Raw genomic sequence first — 26,668 nt, 5'->3', positions numbered from 1 at the left:
AGAAATAGGCGTAAACATAATTTCTACTGCTAGTCTAATTAGTTCATAAATCTTCATAAATGGTCTCTTTCTCCTTTGTATCTTGGTGCAAAGGCACCACAACATACATCGTTATCTTGTTTTGCTCGCTTTCTGCCCATATTTCGCCTTGATGAAGTTCAACAATTCGTTTGGCAATGGAAAGGCCAATTCCCGACCCTACGACTTTGCTAGAGCGTGCTTTATCCATTCGATAAAACTTATCAAACAGATGGCTTAATTCTTCAGAAGCAATTTGATCAGTTGTATTAGAAATACGTGCAATGACTTGTTTTTCGTTAGTATAGAGGACTATCTCAATATCTCCACTTTCATGACTGTATTTTTCAGCATTCGAAAGTAAATTATCGAAAACGCGAATCATTTTCTCAATATCTATGGAGATAAAAACAGCCTCATCAGGAATCTCTACTTTTACGGAAAGCCCACGATTTTCAAACATGGGAGTATACTCTCCTACAAGCTGATATAACACCCCACTTAAATCGACTTCTTGAAATTGCATGTCTACTTCAGGTAGGGACAACTTCGTATATTCGAATAGTTCATCCAATAAATTTTTCAATTTGAATGAAATACCGTAGGTGGTTTGAATATATTGCTCCAGCTCTTCACTATTTTTATACTGTTTATCTTTCAAGAGTGTTAGATATCCAATAATAGAGGTCAATGGAGTTCGTAAATCATGCGAGAGATTTGTAATTAATTCATTTTTGGCTTGTTCCACTTTACGTTCTTTTTCAAAACGTTGCCTCATTTGTTCGGTCATCCAATTGATGTTTTTAGCTAAGAATGACAGTTCATTTTTTCCTTTCACCGGAATGGAATACGTCCAGTCCTTGTTCACAATCCTGTTGATTCCCTCTTCAATCTGCTTAATGTACCGTGTAATAGGCCTTGTCCATAATAAAAACAAGACAAAAAAGATGAGCACACTACCTCCAAGTCCCATATAGACTTGATAAATATATCTATTCGGACTGAAAATAGGATCAAAAGAAGGTCCTTCAATAACGAGGTATCCGATATCATCTTGAAGGGAAAGGAGCGATATAAAAGAAGAATAATGTGCATTAAATGATTGATTACCCGTAGATTCAGCTGCAAGCTTTTGTTTGAGTAAATACTTTATATTGGTACTTTTTATTTTTTTGTTATTTGAATGAAAAAGAACGTCTCCTTTGGCATTTGCTACTAAGAACCCTAAATTAGGATGAGCATCCGTTATAGGATTTAGTGTTGAAGCAATGTTACCTATATCATCTAAGCTCATGTGCTTCTCTTCGATTGAATGAGTGAGCTGAACAAGGAGCTTTCTAATCGTCTCTTCCTCTTTTTGTTGCTCTATTTGTTGATTACGGATATCCCCAAATTGGGGATTTATGAAGATAAAAAGAAAAAAGCTAAGGATAGATACAATCAAGGAGATAATAAAAATAAGGAATAATTTTGTGTTCAAATTGACTGATGGTCGTCCAATTTTGTCTGCATTATTTCTCGTTTTCATGCTTTATAGCCTACGCCCCATACAGTCTGAATATAGATTGGCTTTTTAGGGTTCTCTTCTATTTTGTCTCTAATTTTTGTCATATGGACCATAATCGTATTATCCGACTTATAAAAAGGTTCTTTCCATACAGTTTCATAAATCTGTTGAATACTAAATACTTGTCCTTGATGCTGAAGTAACAAAGAGAGAATTTGAAATTCTTTAGGAGTTAAACGAACCTCTTGATCTCTTACAAACACTTCATTTGTCCTTCCGTCCACTTTTAAGTCTCCCTTTTCTAAGAAGTGGGAAGAAACCTCTCTTTCAGGCGCCATATAGTATCGACGAAGTTGAGATTTTACACGCGCCATCAGTTCTAATGGGTTAAAGGGCTTTGTAACATAGTCTTCTGCTCCACTGGCCAGACCGTGAATTTTATCCATATCTTCTGATTTAGCTGATAAAAAAATAATGGGCATGGTATATTCTTCTCTGATTTTTAAGCAAGTATCTATCCCATTCATCCCTGGCATCATCACATCTAGAATAATCAGGTCAATTTTTTGTTTTTTTAACATATCTATAGCTGTTGCAGCATTCGGTACATCTACTACTTGATATCCTTCATTTTTTAAATAAATGGACATAAGATTTCTGATTTCGTCTTCATCGTCGACAATAAGGATGGTTCTTTCTGACATGTTTCTTCACTCTTTCTATTCTTAAATTCAATATAAACTAGAGAACATGAGTAGGATTAGTTATTACATACGAATACATAAGCTGGTGGAACATTTCTATACACTTTTTCATACTGAATCGTAGTAAAAAAGGATTCAAAGAAAGAGCGTTTTACTTTCGAATATTGGAATGTAATGAATTTGCCTTCTGGTCCCAGCAAAGATCCTGTCTCATGTAAGATCTGTGTAGAAATAGTTCCTGGTAAGCTTGTAAAAGGCAATCCAGATACGATATAGTCTACTTTTTCAATGCCATATTGTTTTAAATAGGCACTTATATTTTCAGCAAAGTCATGAATAATGTACACATTCTCGATATGTCCATATTTCTTCTTTAATATATTATAGAATGTTTCATTGGCTTCTATCGCTAAGAAAATGGTGTCTTTCCGTTTATTTTGAACAATTTCTTCTGTAAATACGCCTGTTCCTGGACCATATTCAATGATACACGTTATTTCCTCAAATGGTATAGGCTTCATCATTTTCTTAGCTAATGATTTAGAGCTAGGCATAATAGCTCCAACTGCACGCGGGTGTCTCATATATTCTTGAATGAAATGCATGGCATTCATGTATTTCTCCTCGTTTCTTCAGGTGATAGGTTATAAACAGTAGTTTAATGCTAAAATCTTAATACGATACGAGAAAAAACCTTAACAATTCTTAAGAAATACTTATGAAAAGATAACTTTTATAAAGAATCTGAAAGTAAACGTTACATGCTGGTCTTAAGAAAGGGGTGCCGCTAGTTCTTTTCCTTTAAGAACTAACGGTATCCCCTTTTTGATTTTATAACTGTTAACATAAAACCCCTTATAAGAAGCAAAAAGAGACTGAATTGTTTAAACACAAGTTTTTTCCACTTGAATAACAAGATCATTTAAATCTCATACTAACCTTATAATTATAAGGAGTTGACTATATCTTGAATCCAAAACTCTTTGCATTTCTTACTTTGATCATATCTTGGATAAGTCTAATATTTATTCCTAAAGAACAAGTAAAAAAATATACCCCTGTATCTATTTTTACTTCTCTTATTGTTTCTCTAATATTTGTTGTTGCTACTGATTTAGGCTGGTGGAAGTTAAAAAAACCTGTTATACCAGGTCTTAAATCAATTAACATGTTCTATGTATTTGGTCCTTTTTTTATAGGTACAATCTGGATATTTAAATTAGTCTATAAAATTGGATTCCTTCCGTATCTACTTACGAATGCTCTTATCGATTCGTTTTTTACATATGTATTCCTACCTTTTGCAGAGAAAATTGGAATTGGAAAGATTCATATTTCAAGAATATCTATTTTAAGTCTAATGCTTTCCACCTCATTAGCTATTTACGGATTTCAAAAATGGTATGAGAACCCTTCAAAAACAGAAAAATCTGTTTCATGATATTAATTTTTTCTCTATATACAAATAAATAAAACATAATATTATGAGCAAACTACTCAAGATGAATTGAATCATCAAAAAAATATGATTGCGTTACAGAAAAAAACTATCTAGCCACCTTTCTAACCGGACAACAGATAGTTTTTTCTGTTTTCAAGATGTATAATCTATACATTATTAGTTAACATAATGTCTCTTTCCGGAACACACCACAAAAAAGAACCCTTTTGAGAGTAAGGGTTCTTAGGCAGAAAAATATATATGGTAGGCAGCTTTTTATACATCCTTGATATGAAAGGCTTTATCAGAGAAATAGATGAAGAAAGAATGCATAAAAAAGCAGTTTTTTATACATCTGCTAAACAGTTTAAATAGTTAATTTTATATTAAAACCAGATTCTTTTCTTCTGCTAAAATTGAGTACAATTGCAAGATCCTTCAAGTCACGTCGAATAGAAGGATTACGCTGTCTTCAACAGGAGCATAAGGCTCTGATAATAATAAAGTGGTTCCTATATTTTCTTTCTTTTGATCATTTAATGTACAATAAAAAATCCGCGGATATAATCCACGGATTTTCTTACAGTTCTTTTTCCAAACAGTTAACTTGATTATGATGCAGCGGCTTAGTGGCGTACTGGGTAAAACCAAGGCGCTCCCAAAACAGCTTGGCTCTAGGATTTTGAGACAGGACACCAAGGCGTAGAACAGAAATTCCTTCTTCTTTTAGCTTGTCTTCGAATGCTAAATATGCCTGCGTTCCGAAACTGAAATTGTGATAGGCGCTATGAATAATGAAAGCTCCAATCCACGGATGATCATCGTTAGGGTTTTGTTTCATGTAATCAATAACCCCTACGTATGTATCGTCGGCTTTTATAAAATAACTGTCTGTTTTTTCATTCATATATTCTTTAAAAAGCTCTTCTTCCCTCCGCTCTTTCTTGCCGTTTTCTAACACGTTATAAGCTTCGTTTGAATTGATAATCTCTGACACAATATACATCGTGTCAGCTGTAACGGGTTCAAATGAAATCATATGTCTTCCCTTCTTTCTCTGCAAAGTAGCTGTATATCGTTGCTTTGTCAATTTTACCATTTTTCATTCGCGGAAAGGACGTTAAAATTCTCCATACGCGCGGGATTTTATAAGGGGATACTCGTTTTGACAGTGCTTGTCTCACATCAGAAAGAGAAATGTTCTCTAAGACAATTGCTGCACCTACGACTTCTGAACGTTCAGCATCTGCTACGCTAAAAACGGCTGCTTCGCTAACGCCCGGTATTTGTAGTAGCAGCTCTTCAATTTCTTCAGCATATACTAAGCTTCCGCTGCTTTTGATTACATTTTTGTCTCTTCCTACGATGGTAATGTTTCCGTCTGGAAGCTGAACCGCAATATCATGCGATGTAACATATCCGTTAAAAAATGCGCGGTTCGTTTCTTCGTTGTCCTTAACAAACCCTTCGAATGCTTGAGTTGTTTTCACAAACAGTATTCCTTTGTCTCCTTTTTCTACTTCTTTTCCACGTTCGTTCAGGATTAAAACGTCTACACTGTCAACAGGATAGCCTACTGTATGAGGCAGCGTTTCAGCGGTATCTGGTGAAAGTACCGTAACAAATCCCATTTCAGAAGATCCGTAATATTCATAAAGAGAGGAGTTAGAAAACGCTCGTGAAAATTTCTTTCGAACGGAAGGCGATAATTTATTTCCTACTGAAATCACGGTTTTTGGCAAAAGTCGTTTTTCTTTCGGTCTGCTTTGTATGTACCGAAGCAAAGGAGAAATTAACGCGGGTGTAATAGACATACAGCTAGCTTCCTTGTTAAAAACAGCAGAAGGTGTAAACGCTTCTAGCATGATAGCATGCATGCCGCTGCAAAGCGCATGCAAAACCGGATAAAGCTGGGCGGAATACGAAATATGTAAGGGGATAAGTACTTTTTCATGTTTCTGTAAAGAAAATACGTCCGACCATTCTTGAAATGATGAAGACCAAGAATGATGCGATTTTACAAATCCTTTCGGTCTCCCTGTTGACCCAGAGGTAAATCCAAATAAAAATAGATCGGACAGTGCATTCACTTGCCGTATAGGCAGGATTGGTTTTTCTTTTGTTATGTTAGTTAAAGAAGACGTTTTCCATAGCCAATTCGGGGACTGAATAGAAAAATAGGTATCCACTTCAGCCTCTGTTAGCTCATTATGTAAAAGCATCACAATTCCACCAGCTTTTAAAATCGCTAAAAATGACACAACAGCTTCTGCATTGTTTGGCATACTTAACGCAACGAGCTCTCCTTTTTCCATCCCTTTTTCTTTCAGCTGATTTTCGGCTTTGCATACATGATCCCACATTTGACCGTAGCTTAGTTTATTAACAGAATCCGATAGTGCGAGTCTGTCCGGCGTTTGTTGAAACTGATTAAAAACTAGTTCTTCAATTCGATTCATTACTCCGTAAGCTCCTTTTTATTTTACTTTTAGTGTACCGTAAATACGGGTTTGAGAAAAGAAAAATGTAAACTTTAATAAAAATTAAGTTGACTAATTTAAGTTTAATAAGATACGATAGTCATGTTTTATCCTACATAGCGGAGGTTTACGATGAAAACAAAAGATATGACGTACGTTGCTTTATTCACGGCTATAATGGGAGCTCTAGGACTCGTCCCTCCTATTTTTTTATCTTTTACACCTGTTCCAATTACTCTTCAGCCTATGGGTGTTATGCTGTCGGGAGGAATTCTTGGCGCTAGATTAGGAGCTTTAAGTCAATTTCTTTTTTTATGTTTGCTAGCAGCTGGCGTTCCTTTACTTGCTGGAGGACGCGGAGGAATTGGGGTATTTTTGAGTCCGAGTGCTGGATATATAATTGGCTATGTGTTTGCCGCTTTCTTTATTGGCTGGACGTTAACAAAGTTAAAAAATGTAACGGTTGCAAAAGTTTTTGCTGTCAATGTGTTATTTGGGATTGTGTTAGTCTATGCCTGTGGTATTCCTGTGCAGGCAATGCAGCTTCACATTCCGTTTCTGAAGTCCCTTCAGCTAAGCTTTGTTTACCTTCCAGGTGACTGTATAAAAGCAGCGGTCGCGGCTTATTTAATTACAAAAGTTCGAAAAGCAGTAGCGGTACCTGGCCGTTCGAACACGGCTTCTATGTAAGGAAGTGATGACTTATCTATCAAGCAGCAATTGTAAAAGCGAAGCGTACGGTCATTGGAAAAGAAAACGGTCTACTGAAAGATTTTCATGTTCAAGAGCTAGCAGCTCCTTTATTAAAACAGCTTAGCGCTGGAATTGAACATGAAATTGATGACGTTATTTTAGGAAATGTTGTAGGTCCAGGAGGAAATGTAGCCAGGTTATCCGCTTTAGAAGCGGACCTCCCTTTTTCTATCCCGGGAATGACCATTGATCGTCAGTGCGGAGCTGGCTTAGAGGCGATTCGAATGGCCAGCTATTTGATAAAAGCAGGTGCAGGAACGTGCTATTTAGCTGGAGGCGTTGAAAGTACAAGTACTTCTCCTTTTGAAAAACGAGCACGTTTTTCTCCTGATAAAATTGGTGACCCTGACATGGGAATTGCAGCAGAAAACGTAGCTCAGCGATACAATATATCTAAAGATCAGCAGGACAGATATGCTCTTTTAAGTCATGAAAGAAGCTGGGAGGCTTTTGAAAAAAAATGGTTTGAAGAAGAAACGCTTCCTCTTCCAAACGTGATGCACGATGAAGCATTTATGAAAAAACGAAACCTAACAAAGCTGCTGCAAAAAGCCAGCCCCGTCTTTTTAAAAAATGAAGGCACCGTCACCGCAGCCAACAGCTGTGGAATCAACGACGGAGCCTGCATTGCGCTTGTGATGGAAGAGCAAAAAGCACGCGCTTTAGGCTTTCAGCCCGTTTTGCGTTTTATTGACGCTGATATTTCAGGAGTGTCACCTCTTTACCCTGCTATTGCACCAGTTTCTGCGATTAAAAATATCTTGAAGCGAAATTCTCTTACGGTAGATGATATTGATTTATTTGAAATCAATGAAGCATTTGCTGTTAAAGTTGTCGCTTGCATGCAAGAACTGGGAATATCAGAAGAAAAAGTGAATATTCGCGGAGGAGCATTGACCCTAGGACACCCTTACGGAGCATCAGGAGCTATTTTAGCTACGCGTCTTTTTTATGAGAGCAAGCGCCGTGACGTGCGATATGTCATAGCAGCTTTAGGAAGCGGAGGCGGAATAGGAACAGCGGTATTATTTGAAGTAATCAAATAATACCGCTGTTTTTATGCCTTTTTTATTACATTATGTTGCATCAAATATTGCTCAATATCTTTAAATGTCTCAACCGGAACAAATGAAACGTTTTGTTCGCGCAGTAAATCTTGCAAAGAATCTTTCGCAAAGGTAACATCTGCATGTTTTGCGGGATGTGAATCCGGTTCGCTGTCTCCAGCAAAATAAATCGTTTCGTATGCCTCTTTTAGTTCTTGAATAACAACAGATTTATCAATGCCGTAGCGTTCTGAATGCCATCTGTGAGCAGGATCTAGACGCAAGTGAACGTTGTTTTGATGGAAATATCCTTCATTCGAATAAACTTCCACTTTTTCAACACCGTATTTATCTAACAGCGGTTTAATATAGTACGTTGTTCCAGCGCTTAAAATATAAAAATCCCCGCCGTTTTTCTGAACAGCTTTAATAAAAGCGGGCACGTATTTATCAATTGGAATATTCGCTACTTCTTCTAAAATTTTCGGTTCTTCTTGGTGAATGGATTGAAAAACAGTAGATAAAAAATCAATATCTTTCATTTCTCCTGCTTTCCACCGGCGGAAAAGCTCTTCACCTTCTGGAAAATACTTTTCAATCACAATCCAGTAAAAATCTTTTTTTGAAATCGTTCCATCAAAATCTGATACAAACGCCCATTTTTTCATTCCTCACACATCCTTTGCTACATACTAAGCAGTTCTCGGAGCTCTTCTTCTGTCAAACTAGAAAGCATTGTTTCTCCCGGTTGAATAACCTGTTCGATGAGTTCTTTTTTCTTTTGCTGCAAGGCGTAAATTTTTTCTTCGATGGTTCCTTGAGAAATAAGCTTGATGACCTGCACAACATTTTTTTGTCCAATGCGGTGTGCACGGCCTGCCGCTTGTTCTTCAATCGCGGGGTTCCACCATAAGTCGTATAAAATAACCGTATCGGCTCCCGTTAAATTTAAACCCGTGCCTCCGGCTTTTAATGAAATTAAGAAAATGTCTTGTTCTCCATTATTAAACCGATCCGCCATTTCCACTCGTTCTTTTGATGGCGTTTGACCGTCTAAATAAAAGTATGAGAGATTTTCTTTTTGAAGCTCTTCTCGAATAATATGAAGCATGCTTGTAAACTGAGAAAAGATTAACAAGCGTTTTCCGTTGGCAACCGCATTTCTTGTAATCTCAAGCAGCTGCTCTAATTTGCTTGAATACCCTTCGTAATTTTCAACGAATAAAGACGGATGACAGCAAATCTGGCGAAGTCTTGTTAATCCCGCCAAGATCTTCATTCGGTTTTTATTAAAATCTTCACCGGCTAAAGATGATTTTAACTGCTCTAAATAGCCTACATACAACTCTTTTTGTTCTTTAGTTAGCTCAGATAAATGAGTGGTTTCAATTTTATCAGGCAGTTCTTTTAACACATCTTTTTTTACTCGTCGCAGTAAAAATGGTCTTACAATTCGGCTGACCTGCTCCGATGACATGTTTTTAAACTGGCGAAGCCCTGGAAATAAACCTGGAAGAATAGTCTGGAAAATTGACCAAAGCTCGTCAAGTGAGTTTTCAATAGGCGTACCGCTCAGCGCAAAACGTTTTTTAGCTGAAATAGTCCTAACAGCTACTGCTGTCTTTGTTGTATGATTTTTAATACTCTGAGCCTCATCTAGAATTAAAGCATGAAAATGAAGGTGCTGATACAAATCAATATCTTGACGCAGCGTTGGATAAGATGTGATCCATACGTCAGCTGTGCGTTTTAGCTTCTCCTCACGCTCACTCGGCGTTCCTGTAATGGTTTGAACCGTTAAATTCGGTGCAAATCTCTCCAATTCGTTGCGCCAGTTATAAATCAAGGAAGCCGGCACAACAATTAAAAAGGCACTGCTGTCTTCATCAAGCTCTTTTTCAGATAAGATATAGGCAATGCTTTGAAGCGTTTTTCCAAGCCCCATATCATCAGCCAGTACGCCTCCTAAAGAGTAGTGAGACAGAGATTTAAACCACTTAAATCCATTACGCTGATAATCACGCAGGTATGCCTGTAAGGATTCCGGTACTTCCCAATCCATTTCCTCTGGAGATTTGAGCTGTGTAAGTAATGTTTTAAATGCTGAGCCAAACTTAGCAGCTGATTTATCACCCGCACTCATAATCTCTTCCACTTGCATTCCTCTGTATAAAGGTACCTGCAATGAGTTATCCTTTAAATCTTTTTCCGTTACGTTCAGCTCCCGAAACAGATTTTGAATATGTTCAAAGCCCTCATTTTCAAGAGGGATAAACGCACCGTTATCTAGACGATGATAGCTTTTCTTTTCTAAGACAGATTTTAAAACATCTTGAACGGTCTGATGATCAATGTCTCCTAAATCAAAATTAATTTCTAATAGCCCATTGCTATTTTGAATGTCAACCGTTGTTACTGGCGCAGAAAAATCCGTATAAGCATAATCTTTCATCTCATCCGTAATATACACATCCGCTATTTCATCAAGCTTTGGAACAATATGAAACAAAAATTCATATAGAGAGTATTCATCTTGATTTAAGTACAGCTGGTTTTTATAAATATTTAAAGGAGCCGTTTCAATTAAGTCCATAACGCGGTCTTCTTTTTCTAAATCTCGTATCAAGATTTTATCGTATTTTTCAGACTGGGGTGAAAATGGATTAATCGAAATCTCTCCGTAGTTGTACCGAAGCGTCACAAACAGCTGTTCATCCTCACGGTCAATAAATACTTTTGCTTTTAGTTCAGGCGCAATAATTTGATGGGATACTTCTTTTGCGATATCCACTTTCCCCACTTTTTTCAGTCCCGGAACGACGTGAGATAAAAAATTGCCCATCTGCTCTTCTGCTATAGGTACGACTGGCTTCAAAGGAGCCGTTTTCCGAAGGCCTTCAAGAAGCATACGCTGATCTTGAGATAGCTCATAAAACGTCCCTTTTAAAAATAGCCAACCGTATCGATCAAAAAATGAAGCTTGATGAAGTTCCGTAAAGTCTAGCTCAAATCCAGCTGCCGAGTGCTTATTTATTTGAAATGAAAAAGGAGCTGAACTTTCAGCAAAGATAATATTTTCATATGAATGCCCTTCATGAATAAATGTAAAGTTCCGATCTTTAAGGAGTTTAAATAACTCTTTGGCTACGATAGATGGAATGATTAGTTCTCTGTTATTTGCGGACGAACGATACATAGAATAGGAATTTTTATAAAATGATTCATTCGTCATAATATCCATCAGCAGCTCAATGATTTTCTTATCTTCGTCTATAAAAAAATGTTCTGCAGGATCATATTCGAAGCGCTTAGTAAATTCGTGAGTTTGGAATTCTTTAGCGTCTGTTAAAAATTCTTGAATGTTTTTTACTACATACGTCCGGTCGACGCCTACTTTCATTTCAAGCGCTACGTACATTCCTTCTGAACGTAAAAATTCTTCTGAGTAAGACTTGCAAATAAATTCTACTTTCAACGGATCTTTATCTGCATATTTCTTATGGTCGCTTATGGTTTGCTGATAGCTCGAAAATAAGTCGATAAAATGATTTACATTTTCGTATTCTTTGCTTTGGCGAAAAGGCTTTGTTTTAATTGGCTGCGGCTTTGCGCGCTCATCGCAAATGGTTAATAAAACAGCTACTTCGTGTTTGCATTCTGAAAACTCGTGATAAGCAGGACAATCGCAGAATGAATAAAAAGAATTTCCTTTTTGTTCAACCATTACCGTATACATTTCCGCTCCTCGAACGGATGCTGTCCACGTAGTGGTCTGTTCATTGTATTCCAAATCAAGCACACGCCCCTGCTTGTAATACGTGTGTCCTCTATAGTACGTTCTGCTTGAGTACGAATCTTTTAATTGTTCTTTGTTTAATGTTTTATTTATCATCGCTTCACAATCTTCCAATCGCATAACAGTCAATGCTGTTGCTGTTTAATTTCTATTCAGAACAAATAATGTCCAACGTCATAAACGTTGAACATTATTTGTCAATTCTTCTATTATAACATGCAACAGACATTATAAAACACTCTTAAGCAGTGCAGACTGTTTTCGCTGTTTTCTTTTGTAAAGTATCCAGCCTGCTCCGGCGGTTGATATTAAAAGCAGGCTAAGTCCTAAAAAAGCAAGTCCTATACGATCATTAGCCGTAACGTACGTAAAGAAGAAAATCAATAAAATACGAATCCCTAACGTGATAAAGCGAAAACAGCTGTCGACTCTTCCCACGATAATATTCGGTATTTTTTGCATCATAAACGTATTTCGAGCTACTCTTGTACCTGCATTTGCAAAAGCAAGAAGAAACACAATAGAAAAGTAAACGGGCAGAAGCTTCATAAAGAAGATGATCGATATTCCAAGTGCAAAAAGGCTTATATTCAGCATAATAGCTAGCTCAGTGCCTGTTCTTTTCATAATAGATACGATCAATATCCCTGCGGTTAATGCTCCGAAACCATATACAGCACTTTCAATCCCGTATGCTGCTGGACTTGCGTTTAATTCTTGAGTCAGATAAATAGGAAACAAATAGTTCGTCATCATCACAGCAATGAAAGGCATAAAAGAAAGCAGTAAAAAAAGAGATACCGAGCGATTTTCTTTTATGAATGCTAATCCCTCTTTCATCGCAGTGTGTTTTTTATCGCTTCGTTCACTGCTTTGTTTATATGGAATACTCAATAGAAAAAGGAATGCAGCTATGTACGTAGCTGCATCTACTGTTAAAATCCATTGAAGCGACCACCGGGTAATGACTAGACTCGCTGCAGCCCCTGCCAGCATACTCGATAGCTGGCCTTGTATTTCCATAATACTGTTTAATGATTGAAACACATCTTTTGAAAAAACTTCTTGATTTAACGCAAAAATCGTTGGATAAAAAAACGTGTAGTAAAGGTTTCCGGTTCCGTACAAAATGATGTAGTGAATCGTTGAATAATCTGTAACAAAACCAACGATCACAAATAGCATGACCGTGATAAAACCTATCAATTCTACGGTTAACAACATTTTCTTTCGTGACATTCGATCAATAAGAACACCTATATACGGAGTAGCCACAAAGCTAATCACCGTCATAATTAGCATAATCGTGCCAAATAGTTTATTTCCATCTGGAGATGCAACTAACAGTAAAGGAATGGCAAGCATCGTAATACCGGAACCAATAGAGGATAAAACATTCGCAGCAACTACGGCTTGAAAGCGACGGTCCTTATAAAGCGCCTTCATCAAACATTTTGCTTAGCTTCTAAAATTTGCTTAGACACTTGTGTATACAGAGTCAGCTCATTAACTAATTCATGAATTCCGTCAGCGGCGTTTTTTCGTAAAGTTCCTTTTTCCACGATGTCTGCAGGGTCTAATACCAACTGCTTAGATAGAACATTCGCATACAAAGCGCGTGTAACGGTTCTAAGGTTGTTTAAAGCATTGATACCTCCTTTTCCTCCTCCTGATACGGCTACAAGTGCGACGGGCTTATGTGCAAAATACGCACTGTTTAAAAAGTCAAACGCGTTTTTTAATGCTCCGCTCATAGCGCCGTGGTACTCAGGCGTCGCAAGTAAGATACCATCCGCTTTTTCTATTGCTTCAGTCAGCACTTTCACTTCTTCTATTTCATACTGATGAGGTTCACCGGTGAATATAGGAAGTGATAATTGACTTAAATCTAGAAAAGAACTTTGATAGCTTTTGTGAAGTTCTCTCGTTACTTGTGTTGTTCGGCCTGTTTCTCTAGGACTTCCGTTAATAATAAGTATATTCATATTTATCTACCCCTCTGTCGTTTGGTTATATGTATAGTATAGGGATGATTGAACTTTTTTTCGTCATGCTATTGATAGAAAGAAAGCTACCAATATAGACTGAGGTGAACAGAGAAAAACCTACAACTAAAGTCGTAGGTTAGGAAATTCCATGCTGAACAGCATATAGAGCAGCTTGCGTGCGGTCTTGAACCCCAAGCTTCGATAAAATATTAGACACATGTGTTTTTACTGTTTTTTCTGTAATATGTAAGGCAGCACCAATTTCTTTGTTGCTTTTGCCTTTTGCAATTTCTTTTAATACGTCTTTTTCTCGTTTTGTTAAGTGATCAATAAAATTGACTTTCTTTTCGCTGCTTTTGGTTAACCGTGTTAGCAAGTGCGTAGTGACTTTGGGATGAAGCTGATTTTCTCCATTCATTAGCTTTCGAATAGCCGTTACAAGTTCATCTGGATCGCTTTCTTTTAGCTGATAGCCTGAAGCTCCTGCTTCTAATGCCGGTATCACGTGATCTTGATCTGAAAAGCTTGTTAGAATCATGACTTGTATATGCGGTGCTTGTTTTTTTAGTTCTTTTGTTGCTTCGATTCCATCGAGAACCGGCATCGATAAATCCATTAACACAATATGAGGCTCTAGAGATGTCGCTAACTTTATAGCTTCTTCCCCGTTAGAAGCTTCTCCTACAACTTCTAAATCAGGCTGCGTTTGTAAGAAAAAGACAAGTCCTTTTCGGACAACGTGGTGATCATCTGCAATTAAAATCTTTATTCTCATGTGCGCTCCTTTCCGTTATGAAAGAGGAATAGATACTTCCACAATCGTTCCGTTTCCTATGCTGCTTGTAACAGATAGTTTTCCATTTAATCTTTTTATTCGCTCGTGCATAGTTTTTAGCCCAAGCGTCGGCAATTCTGCTGAAGGGCTATACATAAATCCATTGCCGCTATCCCGGATTTTCATAATTACTTGGTCTTTGCTTATATTTACGTTTAGATGTACCTCTGCCGTACCCGCATGCTTTCGGCAATTATTAAAAGCTTCTTGTCCGACTCTCCACAGTGTCTCTTCAATCACAGCAGGCAAAACGGACACTCCTTTAATTTGTTCTTTTACGTTAAGCCCTAGCATTTGACCATAGCTTTTTAACGCACTGACAATGCCGTTTTCTAATCCTTGAGGACGAAGCTGCCAAATTAAAGCTTTCATTTCCACTTGAGCATGCTGAGCGGTTTCTTGGATTAAGGAAAAAGTCTCTTTTAACTGCACATCTTTTGCTAAGCTGCTTCCGGCTTTGGCTGTGACATTAATTGAAAACAACAGCTGATTAACAGAATCGTGAAGGTCTTTTGCCAGCCTGTTTCTTTCTTCAATAAGTTTTACTTCCTGCTGAGATTGAGTCAGCTTAATCCGCTTGATAGCCGTGCCAATTTGAAGAGCGACGGATCCTAATAAATCAAGCTCTCGCTGTTCAAAATGAATTTTATGAGGGGCAGCTACATTTAATAATCCAAAGCGTTCATCCCCTGCTTGTAAAGGAACCGTTGCATGATGAGTAATGTCATGTGTATCTCCCCACTCATGAATGACGGAATCTTCAAGTCTCTTACACTCCATAATATTAGACGCTTTTTGAAGCCGGCCATCCATATACCGGTCAACACACCAGCAGCTTCCATTACACATAGGCTGAGCGGTTTTATTTAATAAAGCTGGTGGCAAATGCTGAGCGGCAATCATCTCATGCTTTCCATTTTCATCAATAAAAAAGATCCATCCTGTTTGTAAATCTGTGATTTGCAGCAGTTTTAAAAGCGCATCATGAAGCATGGTATGTAAATTAGTGCCTTCATTTAAAATCTCGGAAATGTCTTTTAAAATCTTCAGCTCTGAAATATGATCTTTTTCCATAGCCTCTCTCCTATATTATATGATGTATTTTCCATTTTTTATTTTATCACAATTAAAGCTGGTTCCGACTCACAGAACGTTATTTTTAAAGCATTTCCGCTTAGATATGTAAGACCTTTTAACATCAATAATAAAATTTTCAAAAAGTATGTCAGGTAGTTTAACAATTAGCTAGAGTCTTTACGTAAAACGAACTATACTACAGATAATTCAAGTAAGAACAGAAAAAATGAAGGGAAATGAGAAGAAAAAAATATTAAAATTAATCCATTGAAAACGCTTCCAAATATGAAGGCATAGTGCTATTATATAATTATTAACAGAATAGGGATGTGAGAAAGATGAATAAATTATTTTTAGAAGAGTTACGATACATTATCTTGTGTGAAGTGCCTATGACAAAGTACCGAGTAGAGCAGCTTCAAGACAAATTTGATCAAAGCCCATACTTAATTAATGAACTTTATCAACTCCTATTCGAAAAGCGTCACATTTTAGCTTTTGTTGATGATATCGAATCATCCCTGTATGACTATATTGTAAATAAAGAAATGATGGATGCTAAAACGTATTACGGAGCTATTGCACATGTAGCAAATCTCTTCGGCGAAACGCCTACATATATAAAATGCAAAATAAAAAAATATAGACAGTCTTCGATTTCAAGTATCAGCGCCTAAAAGGTGCGCACAGCTGATTCAAATAAAAAGCAAAAAAGAAATCCTAGCACAAGGGTTTCTTTTTTGTACCACTAACATATAGGGAGGAAAATAAGATGAAGACATTTTTTATCACAAATCGCTATTCGTTTCTTGAAACGCAAGTAAATGAATACATGCAATCGTTACTGGTAAAAACGCCTGAACAAGTTATTTTATATTTCGAAAGACAAATTCGAAAGTATAAAGTGTATTTACAGAAAAAACATCATTACCCAGAGTGTATGGTTCAATCTATCCACCGATTAATTGAAGAATATTCATTAAGTATCATTAAAGTAAAAAAATATATTAGCTATCAAAACAAGCTGATGAATAAACAGCTATTAGAGCCGCAGTAAAACGAATCATTTTTTATGGTTCGTTTTACTGCGGCTCTGCCGCTTTACTCCTCATATTTTAGCAGTAAATGCAGAACAGCGGGACGTTCTTCAAGATTTTTGTATGAGTGTACATGACTTCCTTCAAATTTTATAGAGTCAAATTGTTTTAGCTCGTATAGCTCTTCTTCGATTTTCATTTCGATTTTTCCTTCCATTACCGTTGCTACTTCAATTAATCCTTTATGATGAGGTTCGGGACAGTATGTAGCAAGAGGAGAAAGAAAGGCTCGGTACATTTCAATTGTCGAATCTATCTGATTTTGAAAAATAAATTCTACTTTCCAAGTTTCGTCCGGTCCTTTGAGAGAAAAACCTTCTCCACACTTAGATACAGCCACTGAAGGTTCTACTGACACTAATTTAGTTAAAGGGATATTTAAGCCTGTTGTTATTTTCCACATTACTCCTAGGGTTGGATTAGTCTCCCCTCTTTCAATTTTCCCTAACGTGAGTTTGCTGACTCCCGTCCTATCTGCTAATTCATCGAGTGTGAATTCTCGCTGTGTTCTTATTTTTCTAAGCTCGTTGCCTACCTTTTTCATCATTTCTTCTGAATGCATTTTTACCTTCCTTTCTTTTATATATTATGGTACACTTTTTTTGTATCTAAGTATACTATAATATATATTTAGGTATTTTTATTAATTAGGAGGAAAAAGTATGAAAGCAATTTTATGGGGGCTTCTCTCGTCCATGTTCTTTTCTGCTACATTTATTGTGAATCGTGCCATGAATGTATCTGGAACAAGCTGGGCTTGGACAGCATCTCTTCGTTTTTTATTAGCACTACCTATTTTACTCATTTTAGTACTTTTACAAAAGAAGTTTACACCATTATGGATGGAAATGAAAAAGCATCCTTTCGCTTGGTTAGGCTGGGGAACTCTTGCAGGAATTGGATTTTATTCATTATTAAGTTTTTCTTCACTTTTTGGACCATCATGGCTCATAGCTGGAACGTGGCAAGTAACGATCTTGGCAGGTGCGCTCATTTCTCCACTTTTCTATGTAACTATTCAAACTGCAGACGGAAATAAAAAAGTAAGAGGAAGCATCCCACTCAAAACGCTTGGTATTTCAACGTTTATTTTAGCGGGTGTGATTCTCATGCAAGTTAAAGAAGCTGAAAACATCACGCTTTCACAGTTTGTGTTGGGTTTTCTCCCTGTCGTCATGGCTGCTTTTTTATATCCGCTTGGAAATCGAAAAATGATGGAAGTTTGCAAAGGGAAATTAGATACATTTCAACGTGTTTTAGGTATGGCTATCGGCAGTATCCCGCTAAGTATCATCTATGCGATATATGGATTTTATACAACTGGTATGCCAACAGCTCCTCAATTTTCTCAAGCCTTTATCTTAGCAATGAGTTCAGGTGTAATTGCTACGATGACGTTCTTTTACGCAACAGACTTGGCAAAAGAAAATTTAGGTTTGCTTGGAGCGGTTGAAGCAACTCAATCAGGCAGCATGATTTTTACCGTGCTTGGCGAAGTGTTTTTATTAAATGGACGTATGCCAACAGGGATTGCGTTAGCTGGTATGACGATAATCGTAATTGGAATGATTATGAACAGTATGCTAAACAAAAAAACAAAACTGTCTTCGGCCGCCCCGTCACGTACTCTATCAAAATAAAAAAAGAGGAGATGAAAATCTGTTTAAAGGTTTTCATCTCCTCTTTTTAATATTCGAGATGATTGTTCCAATAGCGGCTCCAAAGTACAGGGAATCGCATCTGTAAACCATCCTCATCATCTTCATCCCAATCAAGATCCAAATCTTGGTCATCGTACCACACTGGATCAAACTGGTCATATTTATCATAATAATAGTCGTTATCTAAACCTGTCTTTTCTTCGTAAGCTTCACACGCTACAGAAAGTAATTCTTCTAATTGAGGAGCATAGCCCTCTGCTTCTAATGGTTTAAGTACAGAAATCATCGTCTCAGGAGATTCAATCGCTTTATAATATATGTCTTTTCCCTGATACAAAAGCCACGCTCTAAAATAATCAAAACAATCATCTGAACAACCACCCATTACAATATAAGCTGCTGCCCACAATGAAGAAGTATAGGATTGATCAAAATGCTGATTTAGTAGCTGATCAAAGCGAAAAATGTCCTTTTCAGAACGCTTCGCTAGCGTGGAGCGGAGCCATTCCATTTGCTCATCGACATCTAATTTTGTCTTCGCCTTTTTTATCAGCTCCCAAAAGAGAGACTCTGACATCGTGCTGTCTTTCATTACTTGCATCGAACAAGTTAAAGGCTTATATCCTTTCTTCAATTTTGTACGAATCAGCTTTTCAGCTTCCGCTTCACAAGCTTCTGCGGAAGCAAACTCTTTCACCTGCATGCGACCGGCTGTATCAACTTTTCCAAAGTGAATGATTAACTTGCTGTCCCTTCTTTCAACTTTCCAAAATTTATTCGATTGCTCATCTTTATACACTAAGGTTATTTGCATGATACATTCCCCTTTTTCATCCCACTACTATTGTGAATAGTTCTCTTTTTACAATTTATGTAGATTCACAGCGCTTCATAATCCATTTTCTTTGCTTTTTTAACATATTTCAGTTGATCTTACTGTTGCTGAGGTCGTTTAAACAGTGAGTAATGACCACAAATCTGTGTAAAATGTTCATTGGTTGCTTTTTGTTGCATTTACAACATTTTATTTTTCCTTTATACTCTTTTTATATCACGTATTTTTATTATACAAAAAAGAAGCCTAAATTCGTAGAAAAGGAAGGATTTTAATGAAAATTAAGCATGTTACAACAAAAGAGCAGCTTGAAGAAGTATTCCGTATACGTAAAACAGTGTTTGTTGAAGAACAAGGCGTGCCCTTAAAAGATGAATTTGATGAGCATGAAGAAACAGCAAAACATATGTTGATTTATTATAACAACGAACCAGCTGCTTCTGGTAGATTCCGCATAGTAGACGATTACGCCAAAATAGAGCGAATATGCGTATTAAGGGAATTTAGAAAATACGGGCTCGGAAAAGAAGTGGTGACCAGCTTAGAAGAAGCAGCGAAAAAAGAAGGCTTAACTCAATCTAAGCTTCACGGTCAAGTTCAAGCTGAACCTTTTTATCATAAATTAGGGTATAAGACTGCTTCTGATGTCTTTATGGAAGACGGTATTCCACACGTTATTATGAAAAAAGAGTTTACGTGTTAAAAAGGCTTCTTTGCACAGTTGCTTTAGTAAAGAAAAAGGCTCTCCGTAGAGAGCCTTTTTTGTGCTATTAGATTTTCATAATTCCGCCTGTGCTTGCAGAAGTTACAAGTTTAGAATATCTTGCAAGATAGCCTTTTTTCACTTTTGGCTCAAAGCCTTTCCAGTTTGCTTTTCGTTCTGCCCAAACATCTGGAGAAACTTGAACATTCATTGAACGATCTTCAATGTCAATCACGATGTGGTCGCCATCTTCGACAAATGCTAGCGGTCCGCCTTCAGCAGCTTCTGGAGATGCGTGGCCGATTGATAATCCACGTGAAGCGCCAGAGAAGCGTCCGTCTGTTAATAGTGCTACTTTTGCACCTAGTCCCATTCCCATAATTTGAGAAGTTGGAGCTAACATTTCAGGCATTCCCGGTCCGCCTTTTGGTCCTTCATAACGAATGACTACGACATGTCCTTCTTTTACTTTTCCGTTAGCAATACCATGCAGCGCCTCGTCTTGAGACTCAAATACAATTGCTGGTCCTTCGTGGCGAGTAATGCCGTCTTGAACACCGCCTGTTTTAATGATCGCGCCGTCTGGAGCTAAGTTACCAAACAATACAGCAAGTCCGCCTTTTTCTGTGAATGGCTTATCGATTGGATGAATAACGTTATAATCTTTTACATCGCATCCTGCAATGTTTTCGCCTAGCGTTTTTCCAGTAACCGTCATCGTATCTAAATGAAGAGCTCCTTCTTTTTTAGATAGCTCGTTTAAAGCAGCCGATACGCCTCCTGCTTCATGTAAGTCTTCAATAAATACATCCGAAGCTGGAGCGAGTTTTGCCAAGTGAGGCACGCGTTCCGCTACTTCATTAATGCGTTCTAACGGATAATCAATTTCAGCTTCATTCGCAAGAGCTAGCGTATGAAGAACTGTATTTGTAGAACCACCTAACGCCATGTCTAAAGCAAATGCGTTGTCGATTGCTTTTTCTGTTACGATATCACGTGGTTTTAAATCTAATTTAATTAATTCCATAAGTTGTTTAGCTGATTTTTTAACAAATTCTCTACGTTCAGGAGCAACTGCTAAGATTGTACCATTTCCAGGTAAAGCAAGTCCTAACGCTTCAGCTAAGCAGTTCATTGAGTTAGCTGTAAACATTCCTGAACAAGATCCGCATGTCGGACAGCCAAATTGTTCTAATTCAAGTAATCCTTTATCATCAAGTTTACCAGCTTGATGAGCTCCTACGCCTTCAAATACTGAAGAAAGAGAAATCTTACGGCCGTCGCTCGTTACGCCAGCCTTCATTGGTCCGCCGCTAACAAAAACTGTCGGAATATTCAGACGCAATGAAGCCATTAACATCCCAGGCGTGATTTTATCACAGTTTGGAATACATACCATTCCATCAAACCAGTGAGCAGATACTACCGTTTCAACTGAGTCAGCAATGATTTCACGACTTGGTAATGAATAACGCATACCGATATGTCCCATCGCAATACCGTCATCTACACCGATAGTGTTCATTTCAAAAGGTACGCCACCAGCTTCGCGAATCGCATCTTTTACGATTTTACCAAACTCTTGTAAGTGAACATGACCTGGTACAATATCAATATATGAATTGACAACCGCAATAAACGGTTTGCCGAAATCCTCTTCTTTTACACCAGCTGCACGCAGTAGGCTGCGGTGTGGTGCTCTGTCGAATCCTTTTTTGATCATGTTACTTCTTAATTCTGCCACAATAATTCCCTCCGTATTCATCTAACCTATTAAAAACTAAATCTTTTTAAATTGTTTAATAATTTTTAATATAAATACTAATTTAACAAATCACACAAAGGTTTGTAAAGGTTTATGACAAAATAATCATTTTTTATTTTAAAATAGTAAAATCACCTGCATAAATTAGTATAATATATACATATATCCCTTATTTTACAGGAAAGCAGAAGGTGGATGCTGAGCATGAAACAATCCTTTTATTACAGAGGTCATCAAGAAAAAGAAATATTTGCACAAAAATGGAATGTTGAAAACAATTCTGCAAAAGGCGTTGTTCAAATAGCCCATGGAATGGCCGAACATATTGGACGCTACGAATACTTTGCTAATGTATTAAGGCAACATGGATATATCGTATATGGGAATGATCACCGAGGTCACGGTCAAACAGCTTTAAAAGATGAAGACAAGCGTTTTTTTGCTGAAGAAAATGGTTTCGATACAGTAGTCTACGACATGATTGCTCTGACTAAGCACATTTCGACGGAACACTCCGGCCTACCAATCTTTCTTTTCGGTCACAGCATGGGGTCTTTTCTAACGAGAAGATATATTCAATTGGATACAGAGCACATTCATGGTGTGATACTCTCAGGTACTGGCAGCATTCCTTCCCTTTCACTGCAGGGCGGTATATTAGCTGCGCAAATAGAGATAAAGAGAAAAGGGTTACGATCTCCTAGCCCTTTTCTTGATAAACTCTCTTTTGGACAATACAATAAATCATTTCATCCTGCTCGGACACCTTTTGATTGGTTAAGTCAAGATAATGAAGCTGTAGATTTATATGTAAATGACCCTTATTGCGGTGGGGTTTTCACAGCGGGGTTTTTCTATGACTTACTAACAGGAATCAAACAAATCTCTAACTTAGCTAATATAAAGTTAGTTCCATCAAGCCTGCCTATTTATTTGGTATCTGGAGAATATGATCCAGTAGGCAACTATACAAAAGGCGTAGTCAAAGTATATAACGACTTTAAAAAGGCAGGATTACAGGATGTAAGTTACCGTTTTTTTAAAGAGTGCCGTCATGAATTGCTGAATGAATTAAATAAAGATGAAGTGATAGAAGATATACTAAATTGGCTTAACGTGCAAATAGACAAAAAAACGGTTCGTGTGTAGACACGAACCGTTTTTTTTATTAAGCAAATACAGATGTTAATACAGGTACTACTTGTTTTTTACGTGATACAACGCCTTCTAAGACAGCTGTATTGTTTTCAAGCGTTACATTGTATGCTTCTTCTACTTTTGAAGCAGCAGAACCTAATGCTAATGCAGTAGAGTTGCTGTTTAAAATATCTGTAACAACTAAAAGGAATAATTGTAATCCTTTTTCTTCGATTGTTTTAGTAATCGCTTCTTCCAATTCAACTTTGCGCACTAAAACGTCGTTTACGTCAATTGCATTCACTTGTGCAATTTCTACTTTGCTTGTGCCCATGCTGAATTCTTTAGCATCTAATGAAATTAATTGTGAAGCTGTTTTATCGCCTAAGTCAGCTCCAGCTTTTAGCATTGCTAATCCGTACTCTTCTGCATCTACGCCTGCAATTTCCGCTAATTCTTTAGCAGCTGCAACGTCTTGGTCTGTGCAAGTTGGTGATTTGAATAATAAAGAATCAGAAATGATAGCTGATAGCATAAGACCTGCGATGTTAGGTTCGATTTCTACGCCGTTTTCTTTATACATCTTGTTTAAGATCGTTGCCGTACACCCAACTGGCTCTGCACGATAGTATAAAGGATCTGCTGTTTCGAAGTTAGCAATACGGTGATGATCAATTACTTCAAGCACACGAACTTGATCAATATCGTTTGCACTTTGCTGGCGTTCGTTGTGGTCCACTAAAATAACTTCATTTGTTTCTTTAGATACTTCATCAACGAAACGTGGTAGTTCAGCGTTGAACTTTTCAAGAGCGAATTGCGTTTCACCGTTAATATCGCCTAATCGAATTGGTTCAGCGTCTACACCTAATTTATTCTTTAAATCAGCGTATGCAATTGCAGAACAGATTGTATCTGTGTCAGGATTTTTATGTCCAAAAATTAACGTCTTTGCCATCTTAAATCTCTCTCCTTCTTACGTATGTAAATAGCATTCTTGCGTAAAGTTAGTTAATTCGTTCACGCAACATTGCCATTTTAACATAAACTTTTACATTATTTTAATTTTTTTGCGAAAAATGATGTTCATCCGCAGATATTTTGCCATTTTGTATCTTTTTCACAGTAAAAACACCTCTATTTCCGATATAAATAGAGGGTTTTATACGTTCATTATATAAAAGTTAACGATAAAACACAACCTGTCTCTCTATCACTTGATAGATAACTTAAACGCAGTATCTTGCCACTTTTGATAAAGAAAAAGTAGAACAGCAATAACCATCATTAGTACAAATAATAAAAAATGATTCATTCCCTTCAGTGTATAAATGTCTAGTTTTTCAAAGATAGGACTCATGACAAATGCCTGAAATAAATCGAACGCTGCATTGATAATCATAAACATCCAAAAGCCAGGATAGGTAAAATAAAAAATAAAAAGCGTTCCTATTATAAATATGCCAAAAGGAAAAGGCGTCATATTAACAAAGAAAAAAAGAGTTTCATTGACTTCCCACCAGTTAAAGCGATCTGCAATTTGAAAAACCATCGTTAACAATACCACTCCGAATAGTGATACAGCCATATACCGCTTTACTCGCTCTTTATCAACTGCAAAAAGCAATAGCCAAGGACCGATAAAAAGCACCCACATTACGATTTGCGCCATGAGCTTTCCACCTTTCACCTTCAAAAAGAGAATATATATTATTCTGTCCTTATTTATGTAAAATAACCAAGAAAAGCACCCTTGTTAAAGGATGCTTTTCTTGGTTATCGTCGCAGTGTAAAGTTGAAATGTTCATTTACTATAGCTCCTAGCTCTTCAAGAAACTGCTGAGCAGTCATTTCCTCTACGCTTTGGGTATACCAAGCAAGCTGAGATTTTTTATGAACATTGTTGTAATATACATCTCTTGACCAATATGTTTTTGATCGGTATGTATAATTAAAGTGAATGAATAGTTCACTCCCGTCTGGACACTGCAACAACACGCGGTAATGTGGATTACGACGATTTTTATCTAAACTCATTTCTTTAATCTGCGCTAACATTATTCACCTCTAAAGCCATTACTTAATCATTTAAAGGTAAATGCCACACCACGCTATATCCTAGCTCTGCCATCAACTAGAAAATCATATATTTTCTAAAATTCTACACGATATAGGACAAAAGAGGAAGAGATAATTTATTGGTGGACGTGTAAAGTTTCATATAAATCTTTTAGCTGCTCAGGGTATTGAGACCTTACGTAATAACCTGTAGGGCGGTGCTCGATTAAATGAGAAGCAAATAAGTAGCCGATGAGCACGTGCATTTGTTCATCTGAGATTTCTTGGTTTAATTCTCTTTCGAATCGTTCCGCTAAGTGTGAAGCCAGCTGTTTAATTTTTTCATCATGTGATAAAAAGAGCATTTTGTTCTCCCCCTTATAACGAATAAGTAATGCTGTGAATTTCAATAAAGACAAAGTCTTGCTTTTATAAGGATAATTATATTTTATTTTACAATAAAAGTATATAAATAGTTCTAAATATCCAAAAAATAACTTATTTCTTTTGGACTATTCGACAACAAAAAAAAAGAAGCGGGAGCTGTCCCGCTTCTTTTACGTAAAAAGATATTCGATTACCGAAATTTATTCCACTTCCACTGCCCAGCCGAATGGATCTTCCACTGTACCATTTTGAATACCTGTTAGAGTGTCATACAGTTTTTGTGATACTTCTCCTGTGTTTCCACCGTTGATGACCATTTTCTCGTTATTCCAAAATAGCTCGCCAATCGGAGAAATAACTGCAGCTGTACCTGTTCCAAATGCCTCTTCTAGTTTGCCTTCCGAATAAGCTTGCTTAATTTCTTCCATAGAAATACGGCGCTCAGTTACAGGCATATCCCAGTGTTTTAGCAGCTCAATGATGGATTTACGCGTAATTCCTTCCAAAATGCTTCCGTTCACAGATGGCGTTACTACTTCTCCATCAATTTTGAAGAAAATATTCATGCTTCCTACTTCTTCAATGTACTTGCGTTCAACTCCGTCTAACCACAGTACTTGTGAATAGCCTTTTGAGTCAGAAAGCTGCTGAGCTTTTAAGCTTGAAGCATAGTTTCCGCCTGTTTTAGCTGTTCCTGTCCCTCCGGCTACAGCACGAACAAATTCGCTTTCAACCGCAATTTTTACAGGAGCAATCCCTTCTTTATAATATGAGCCAACTGGGGATAGAATAATGATAAATTGGTAGCGGTCAGATGGCGCTACTCCTAAGTAAGGCTCTGTCGCGATGACAAATGGACGAATGTATAGTGATGTACCTTCAGCGGTAGGAATCCATTCGCGGTCAATTTTAATCAGCTGTTTTAACGCTTCTAATGCTAAGTCTTCGTCAACATGAGGAATACAAAGACGATCGTTTGATTTATTTAAACGTTTGAAATTCTCATCTGGTCTAAATAATAATACTTGCTCTTTTTTTGTTACATATGCTTTTAGTCCTTCAAAAACAGACTGCCCGTAATGAAAGATCATGGATGCCGGATCTAATGTGATAGGTTGATAAGGTACAATACGAGCATCGTGCCAGCCTTGGCCTTCTGTATAATCCATAATGAACATATGGTCCGTGAAGATTTTCCCGAATTGCAATTGATCAGATTGCGGCTTTTCTTTTTTTGTTTGACTTAGTGTTACATCGATTGAATAAGTTGTCATAGTTGTTTCTCCTTGCTCTTTATATTTACGGGTTTTTCGCTTAAACCTCTATATAAGTTACATTGTACAACTTTAGGGAAGCGTGTCACAATAGTTAGAGACGAAA

Annotated in this window: 27 protein-coding genes; 8 read left to right on the top strand and 19 right to left on the bottom strand. The window is 37.2% G+C overall.

What is annotated here, in order from left to right; genetic code table 11:
* Positions 1–43: 43 nt before the first annotated feature.
* The 3 genes from ACRPLY_RS01235 to ACRPLY_RS01225 are packed head-to-tail and all read right to left on the bottom strand — an operon-like array spanning position 44 to position 2,843.
* Positions 44–1,546 (bottom strand): sensor histidine kinase, encoded by a 1,503-nt coding sequence (locus ACRPLY_RS01235; protein ID WP_325076905.1) that lies wholly within the window; start codon positions 1,544–1,546, stop codon positions 44–46.
* Entirely contained in the window at positions 1,543–2,229 is a 687-nt protein-coding gene (locus tag ACRPLY_RS01230) for a response regulator transcription factor (RefSeq protein WP_432231468.1), read from the bottom strand. The genes ACRPLY_RS01235 and ACRPLY_RS01230 overlap by 4 nt, the downstream gene beginning before the upstream one ends.
* A gap of 56 nt (positions 2,230–2,285) precedes the next feature.
* The gene (locus tag ACRPLY_RS01225; protein ID WP_432231467.1) at positions 2,286–2,843 is read right to left on the bottom strand and encodes a class I SAM-dependent methyltransferase; all 558 of its coding nucleotides are present in this window, start codon (positions 2,841–2,843) and stop codon (positions 2,286–2,288) included.
* 353 nt (positions 2,844–3,196) lie between these two features.
* Between ACRPLY_RS01225 and ACRPLY_RS01220 the strand changes: the two genes are divergently transcribed.
* Positions 3,197–3,670 carry a hypothetical protein gene (locus ACRPLY_RS01220; protein ID WP_325076907.1) on the top strand — a complete coding sequence of 158 codons (474 nt, stop codon included), beginning with the start codon at positions 3,197–3,199 and terminating at the stop codon, positions 3,668–3,670.
* 580 nt (positions 3,671–4,250) lie between these two features.
* On the opposite strand, the gene ACRPLY_RS01215 is transcribed toward ACRPLY_RS01220, so the two are convergent.
* A complete protein-coding gene (locus ACRPLY_RS01215; protein ID WP_028413207.1) occupies positions 4,251–4,709 on the bottom strand; it encodes a GNAT family N-acetyltransferase in 459 nt (152 codons plus the stop codon).
* Positions 4,696–6,129, bottom strand: coding sequence for a class I adenylate-forming enzyme family protein (locus ACRPLY_RS01210; RefSeq protein ID WP_432231466.1), 1,434 nt, complete (start codon positions 6,127–6,129; stop codon positions 4,696–4,698). Before ACRPLY_RS01210 ends, ACRPLY_RS01215 begins: the two co-directional genes overlap by 14 nt.
* Positions 6,130–6,282: 153 nt before the next feature.
* On the opposite strand from ACRPLY_RS01210, the gene ACRPLY_RS01205 reads away from it, so the two are divergent.
* On the top strand, positions 6,283–6,840 hold the full coding sequence (locus ACRPLY_RS01205; RefSeq protein ID WP_048019272.1) for a biotin transporter BioY: 558 nt from the start codon (positions 6,283–6,285) through the stop codon (positions 6,838–6,840).
* 14 nt (positions 6,841–6,854) lie between these two features.
* Complete coding sequence (locus ACRPLY_RS01200; RefSeq protein WP_325076932.1) at positions 6,855–7,949, top strand: acetyl-CoA C-acyltransferase; 1,095 nt, start codon at positions 6,855–6,857, stop codon at positions 7,947–7,949.
* 11 nt (positions 7,950–7,960) lie between these two features.
* On the opposite strand, the gene ACRPLY_RS01195 is transcribed toward ACRPLY_RS01200, so the two are convergent.
* The 6 genes from ACRPLY_RS01195 to ACRPLY_RS01170 form a co-directional block, all read right to left on the bottom strand.
* The gene (locus ACRPLY_RS01195; protein WP_028413203.1) at positions 7,961–8,617 is read right to left on the bottom strand and encodes an MtnX-like HAD-IB family phosphatase; all 657 of its coding nucleotides are present in this window, start codon (positions 8,615–8,617) and stop codon (positions 7,961–7,963) included.
* A gap of 17 nt (positions 8,618–8,634) precedes the next feature.
* Positions 8,635–11,841: an SNF2 helicase associated domain-containing protein gene (locus ACRPLY_RS01190; RefSeq protein WP_432231465.1), complete on the bottom strand. Its 3,207-nt coding sequence runs from the start codon at positions 11,839–11,841 to the stop codon at positions 8,635–8,637.
* A gap of 132 nt (positions 11,842–11,973) precedes the next feature.
* Entirely contained in the window at positions 11,974–13,191 is a 1,218-nt protein-coding gene (locus ACRPLY_RS01185; RefSeq protein ID WP_325076911.1) for an MFS transporter, read from the bottom strand.
* Complete coding sequence (locus tag ACRPLY_RS01180) at positions 13,191–13,730, bottom strand: NADPH-dependent FMN reductase (protein ID WP_048019267.1); 540 nt, start codon at positions 13,728–13,730, stop codon at positions 13,191–13,193. The genes ACRPLY_RS01185 and ACRPLY_RS01180 overlap by 1 nt, the downstream gene beginning before the upstream one ends.
* Positions 13,731–13,869: 139 nt before the next feature.
* The gene (locus ACRPLY_RS01175; protein ID WP_432231464.1) at positions 13,870–14,508 is read right to left on the bottom strand and encodes a response regulator; all 639 of its coding nucleotides are present in this window, start codon (positions 14,506–14,508) and stop codon (positions 13,870–13,872) included.
* Between the two features lie 15 nt (positions 14,509–14,523).
* Positions 14,524–15,642 carry a GAF domain-containing sensor histidine kinase gene (locus tag ACRPLY_RS01170; RefSeq protein WP_155008087.1) on the bottom strand — a complete coding sequence of 373 codons (1,119 nt, stop codon included), beginning with the start codon at positions 15,640–15,642 and terminating at the stop codon, positions 14,524–14,526.
* Positions 15,643–15,983: 341 nt separating this feature from the next.
* On the opposite strand from ACRPLY_RS01170, the gene ACRPLY_RS01165 reads away from it, so the two are divergent.
* Complete coding sequence (locus ACRPLY_RS01165) at positions 15,984–16,322, top strand: hypothetical protein (protein ID WP_013057201.1); 339 nt, start codon at positions 15,984–15,986, stop codon at positions 16,320–16,322.
* Positions 16,323–16,417: 95 nt separating this feature from the next.
* Positions 16,418–16,702, top strand: coding sequence for a hypothetical protein (locus tag ACRPLY_RS01160; protein WP_028408390.1), 285 nt, complete (start codon positions 16,418–16,420; stop codon positions 16,700–16,702).
* Between the two features lie 44 nt (positions 16,703–16,746).
* On the opposite strand, the gene ACRPLY_RS01155 is transcribed toward ACRPLY_RS01160, so the two are convergent.
* Positions 16,747–17,325, bottom strand: a complete 579-nt coding sequence (locus tag ACRPLY_RS01155) for a helix-turn-helix domain-containing protein (protein ID WP_049164793.1) — start codon at positions 17,323–17,325, stop codon at positions 16,747–16,749.
* Positions 17,326–17,404: 79 nt separating this feature from the next.
* Between ACRPLY_RS01155 and ACRPLY_RS01150 the strand changes: the two genes are divergently transcribed.
* Positions 17,405–18,382: a DMT family transporter gene (locus tag ACRPLY_RS01150; RefSeq protein ID WP_049164797.1), complete on the top strand. Its 978-nt coding sequence runs from the start codon at positions 17,405–17,407 to the stop codon at positions 18,380–18,382.
* Between the two features lie 46 nt (positions 18,383–18,428).
* Here the strand turns inward: ACRPLY_RS01150 and ACRPLY_RS01145 are convergent, their stop codons facing one another.
* Positions 18,429–19,217 (bottom strand): DUF4240 domain-containing protein, encoded by a 789-nt coding sequence (locus tag ACRPLY_RS01145; protein ID WP_325076913.1) that lies wholly within the window; start codon positions 19,215–19,217, stop codon positions 18,429–18,431.
* A gap of 295 nt (positions 19,218–19,512) precedes the next feature.
* Between ACRPLY_RS01145 and ACRPLY_RS01140 the strand changes: the two genes are divergently transcribed.
* Positions 19,513–19,941 carry a GNAT family N-acetyltransferase gene (locus ACRPLY_RS01140; protein WP_432231463.1) on the top strand — a complete coding sequence of 143 codons (429 nt, stop codon included), beginning with the start codon at positions 19,513–19,515 and terminating at the stop codon, positions 19,939–19,941.
* Between the two features lie 67 nt (positions 19,942–20,008).
* Here the strand turns inward: ACRPLY_RS01140 and ilvD are convergent, their stop codons facing one another.
* On the bottom strand, positions 20,009–21,685 hold the full coding sequence (gene ilvD, locus ACRPLY_RS01135; protein WP_013083330.1) for a dihydroxy-acid dehydratase: 1,677 nt from the start codon (positions 21,683–21,685) through the stop codon (positions 20,009–20,011).
* 225 nt (positions 21,686–21,910) lie between these two features.
* On the opposite strand from ilvD, the gene ACRPLY_RS01130 reads away from it, so the two are divergent.
* Entirely contained in the window at positions 21,911–22,855 is a 945-nt protein-coding gene (locus tag ACRPLY_RS01130; RefSeq protein WP_432231462.1) for a lysophospholipase, read from the top strand.
* 19 nt (positions 22,856–22,874) lie between these two features.
* On the opposite strand, the gene ACRPLY_RS01125 is transcribed toward ACRPLY_RS01130, so the two are convergent.
* The 5 genes from ACRPLY_RS01125 to ACRPLY_RS01105 form a co-directional block, all read right to left on the bottom strand.
* On the bottom strand, positions 22,875–23,801 hold the full coding sequence (locus ACRPLY_RS01125; protein WP_014459925.1) for a manganese-dependent inorganic pyrophosphatase: 927 nt from the start codon (positions 23,799–23,801) through the stop codon (positions 22,875–22,877).
* 255 nt (positions 23,802–24,056) lie between these two features.
* Positions 24,057–24,515: a hypothetical protein gene (locus ACRPLY_RS01120; protein WP_325076916.1), complete on the bottom strand. Its 459-nt coding sequence runs from the start codon at positions 24,513–24,515 to the stop codon at positions 24,057–24,059.
* A 104-nt stretch (positions 24,516–24,619) separates the two neighbouring features.
* Positions 24,620–24,901 (bottom strand): hypothetical protein, encoded by a 282-nt coding sequence (locus tag ACRPLY_RS01115; RefSeq protein ID WP_028413191.1) that lies wholly within the window; start codon positions 24,899–24,901, stop codon positions 24,620–24,622.
* Between the two features lie 137 nt (positions 24,902–25,038).
* Entirely contained in the window at positions 25,039–25,266 is a 228-nt protein-coding gene (locus tag ACRPLY_RS01110; protein ID WP_325076917.1) for a hypothetical protein, read from the bottom strand.
* A 222-nt stretch (positions 25,267–25,488) separates the two neighbouring features.
* Entirely contained in the window at positions 25,489–26,562 is a 1,074-nt protein-coding gene (locus ACRPLY_RS01105) for a branched-chain amino acid aminotransferase (protein WP_028413189.1), read from the bottom strand.
* Positions 26,563–26,668: the final 106 nt, after the last annotated feature.

The sequence above is a fragment of the Priestia sp. TGN 0903 genome (assembly GCF_050846855.1).
Taxonomy (GTDB): domain Bacteria; phylum Bacillota; class Bacilli; order Bacillales; family Bacillaceae_H; genus Priestia; species Priestia zanthoxyli.
The sequence above is the reverse complement of the archived record's forward strand: the minus strand, read 5'-3'. Positions and strand labels throughout refer to the sequence as shown.

Excerpts from the sequence above, each read along its gene's own strand:
- ACRPLY_RS01150 (WP_049164797.1), top strand. The coding sequence starts at position 17,405 with ATGAAAGCAATTTTATGGGGGCTTCTCTCGTCCATGTTCTTTTCTGCT.
- ACRPLY_RS01195 (WP_028413203.1), bottom strand. The coding sequence starts at position 8,617 with ATGAAAAAATGGGCGTTTGTATCAGATTTTGATGGAACGATTTCAAAA.
- ACRPLY_RS01230 (WP_432231468.1), bottom strand. The coding sequence starts at position 2,229 with ATGTCAGAAAGAACCATCCTTATTGTCGACGATGAAGACGAAATCAGA.
- ACRPLY_RS01125 (WP_014459925.1), bottom strand. The coding sequence starts at position 23,801 with ATGGCAAAGACGTTAATTTTTGGACATAAAAATCCTGACACAGATACA.
- ACRPLY_RS01170 (WP_155008087.1), bottom strand. The coding sequence starts at position 15,642 with ATGGAAAAAGATCATATTTCAGAGCTGAAGATTTTAAAAGACATTTCC.
- ACRPLY_RS01110 (WP_325076917.1), bottom strand. The coding sequence starts at position 25,266 with ATGCTCTTTTTATCACATGATGAAAAAATTAAACAGCTGGCTTCACAC.
- ACRPLY_RS01225 (WP_432231467.1), bottom strand. The coding sequence starts at position 2,843 with ATGAATGCCATGCATTTCATTCAAGAATATATGAGACACCCGCGTGCA.
- ACRPLY_RS01215 (WP_028413207.1), bottom strand. The coding sequence starts at position 4,709 with ATGATTTCATTTGAACCCGTTACAGCTGACACGATGTATATTGTGTCA.
- ACRPLY_RS01160 (WP_028408390.1), top strand. The coding sequence starts at position 16,418 with ATGAAGACATTTTTTATCACAAATCGCTATTCGTTTCTTGAAACGCAA.
- ACRPLY_RS01120 (WP_325076916.1), bottom strand. The coding sequence starts at position 24,515 with ATGGCGCAAATCGTAATGTGGGTGCTTTTTATCGGTCCTTGGCTATTG.
- ACRPLY_RS01190 (WP_432231465.1), bottom strand. The coding sequence starts at position 11,841 with ATGATAAATAAAACATTAAACAAAGAACAATTAAAAGATTCGTACTCA.
- ACRPLY_RS01105 (WP_028413189.1), bottom strand. The coding sequence starts at position 26,562 with ATGACAACTTATTCAATCGATGTAACACTAAGTCAAACAAAAAAAGAA.
- ACRPLY_RS01130 (WP_432231462.1), top strand. The coding sequence starts at position 21,911 with ATGAAACAATCCTTTTATTACAGAGGTCATCAAGAAAAAGAAATATTT.
- ACRPLY_RS01145 (WP_325076913.1), bottom strand. The coding sequence starts at position 19,217 with ATGCAAATAACCTTAGTGTATAAAGATGAGCAATCGAATAAATTTTGG.
- ACRPLY_RS01140 (WP_432231463.1), top strand. The coding sequence starts at position 19,513 with ATGAAAATTAAGCATGTTACAACAAAAGAGCAGCTTGAAGAAGTATTC.
- ACRPLY_RS01210 (WP_432231466.1), bottom strand. The coding sequence starts at position 6,129 with ATGAATCGAATTGAAGAACTAGTTTTTAATCAGTTTCAACAAACGCCG.
- ACRPLY_RS01180 (WP_048019267.1), bottom strand. The coding sequence starts at position 13,730 with ATGAATATACTTATTATTAACGGAAGTCCTAGAGAAACAGGCCGAACA.
- ACRPLY_RS01115 (WP_028413191.1), bottom strand. The coding sequence starts at position 24,901 with ATGTTAGCGCAGATTAAAGAAATGAGTTTAGATAAAAATCGTCGTAAT.
- ACRPLY_RS01165 (WP_013057201.1), top strand. The coding sequence starts at position 15,984 with ATGAATAAATTATTTTTAGAAGAGTTACGATACATTATCTTGTGTGAA.
- ACRPLY_RS01235 (WP_325076905.1), bottom strand. The coding sequence starts at position 1,546 with ATGAAAACGAGAAATAATGCAGACAAAATTGGACGACCATCAGTCAAT.
- ACRPLY_RS01175 (WP_432231464.1), bottom strand. The coding sequence starts at position 14,508 with ATGAGAATAAAGATTTTAATTGCAGATGATCACCACGTTGTCCGAAAA.
- ACRPLY_RS01185 (WP_325076911.1), bottom strand. The coding sequence starts at position 13,191 with ATGAAGGCGCTTTATAAGGACCGTCGCTTTCAAGCCGTAGTTGCTGCG.
- ACRPLY_RS01205 (WP_048019272.1), top strand. The coding sequence starts at position 6,283 with ATGAAAACAAAAGATATGACGTACGTTGCTTTATTCACGGCTATAATG.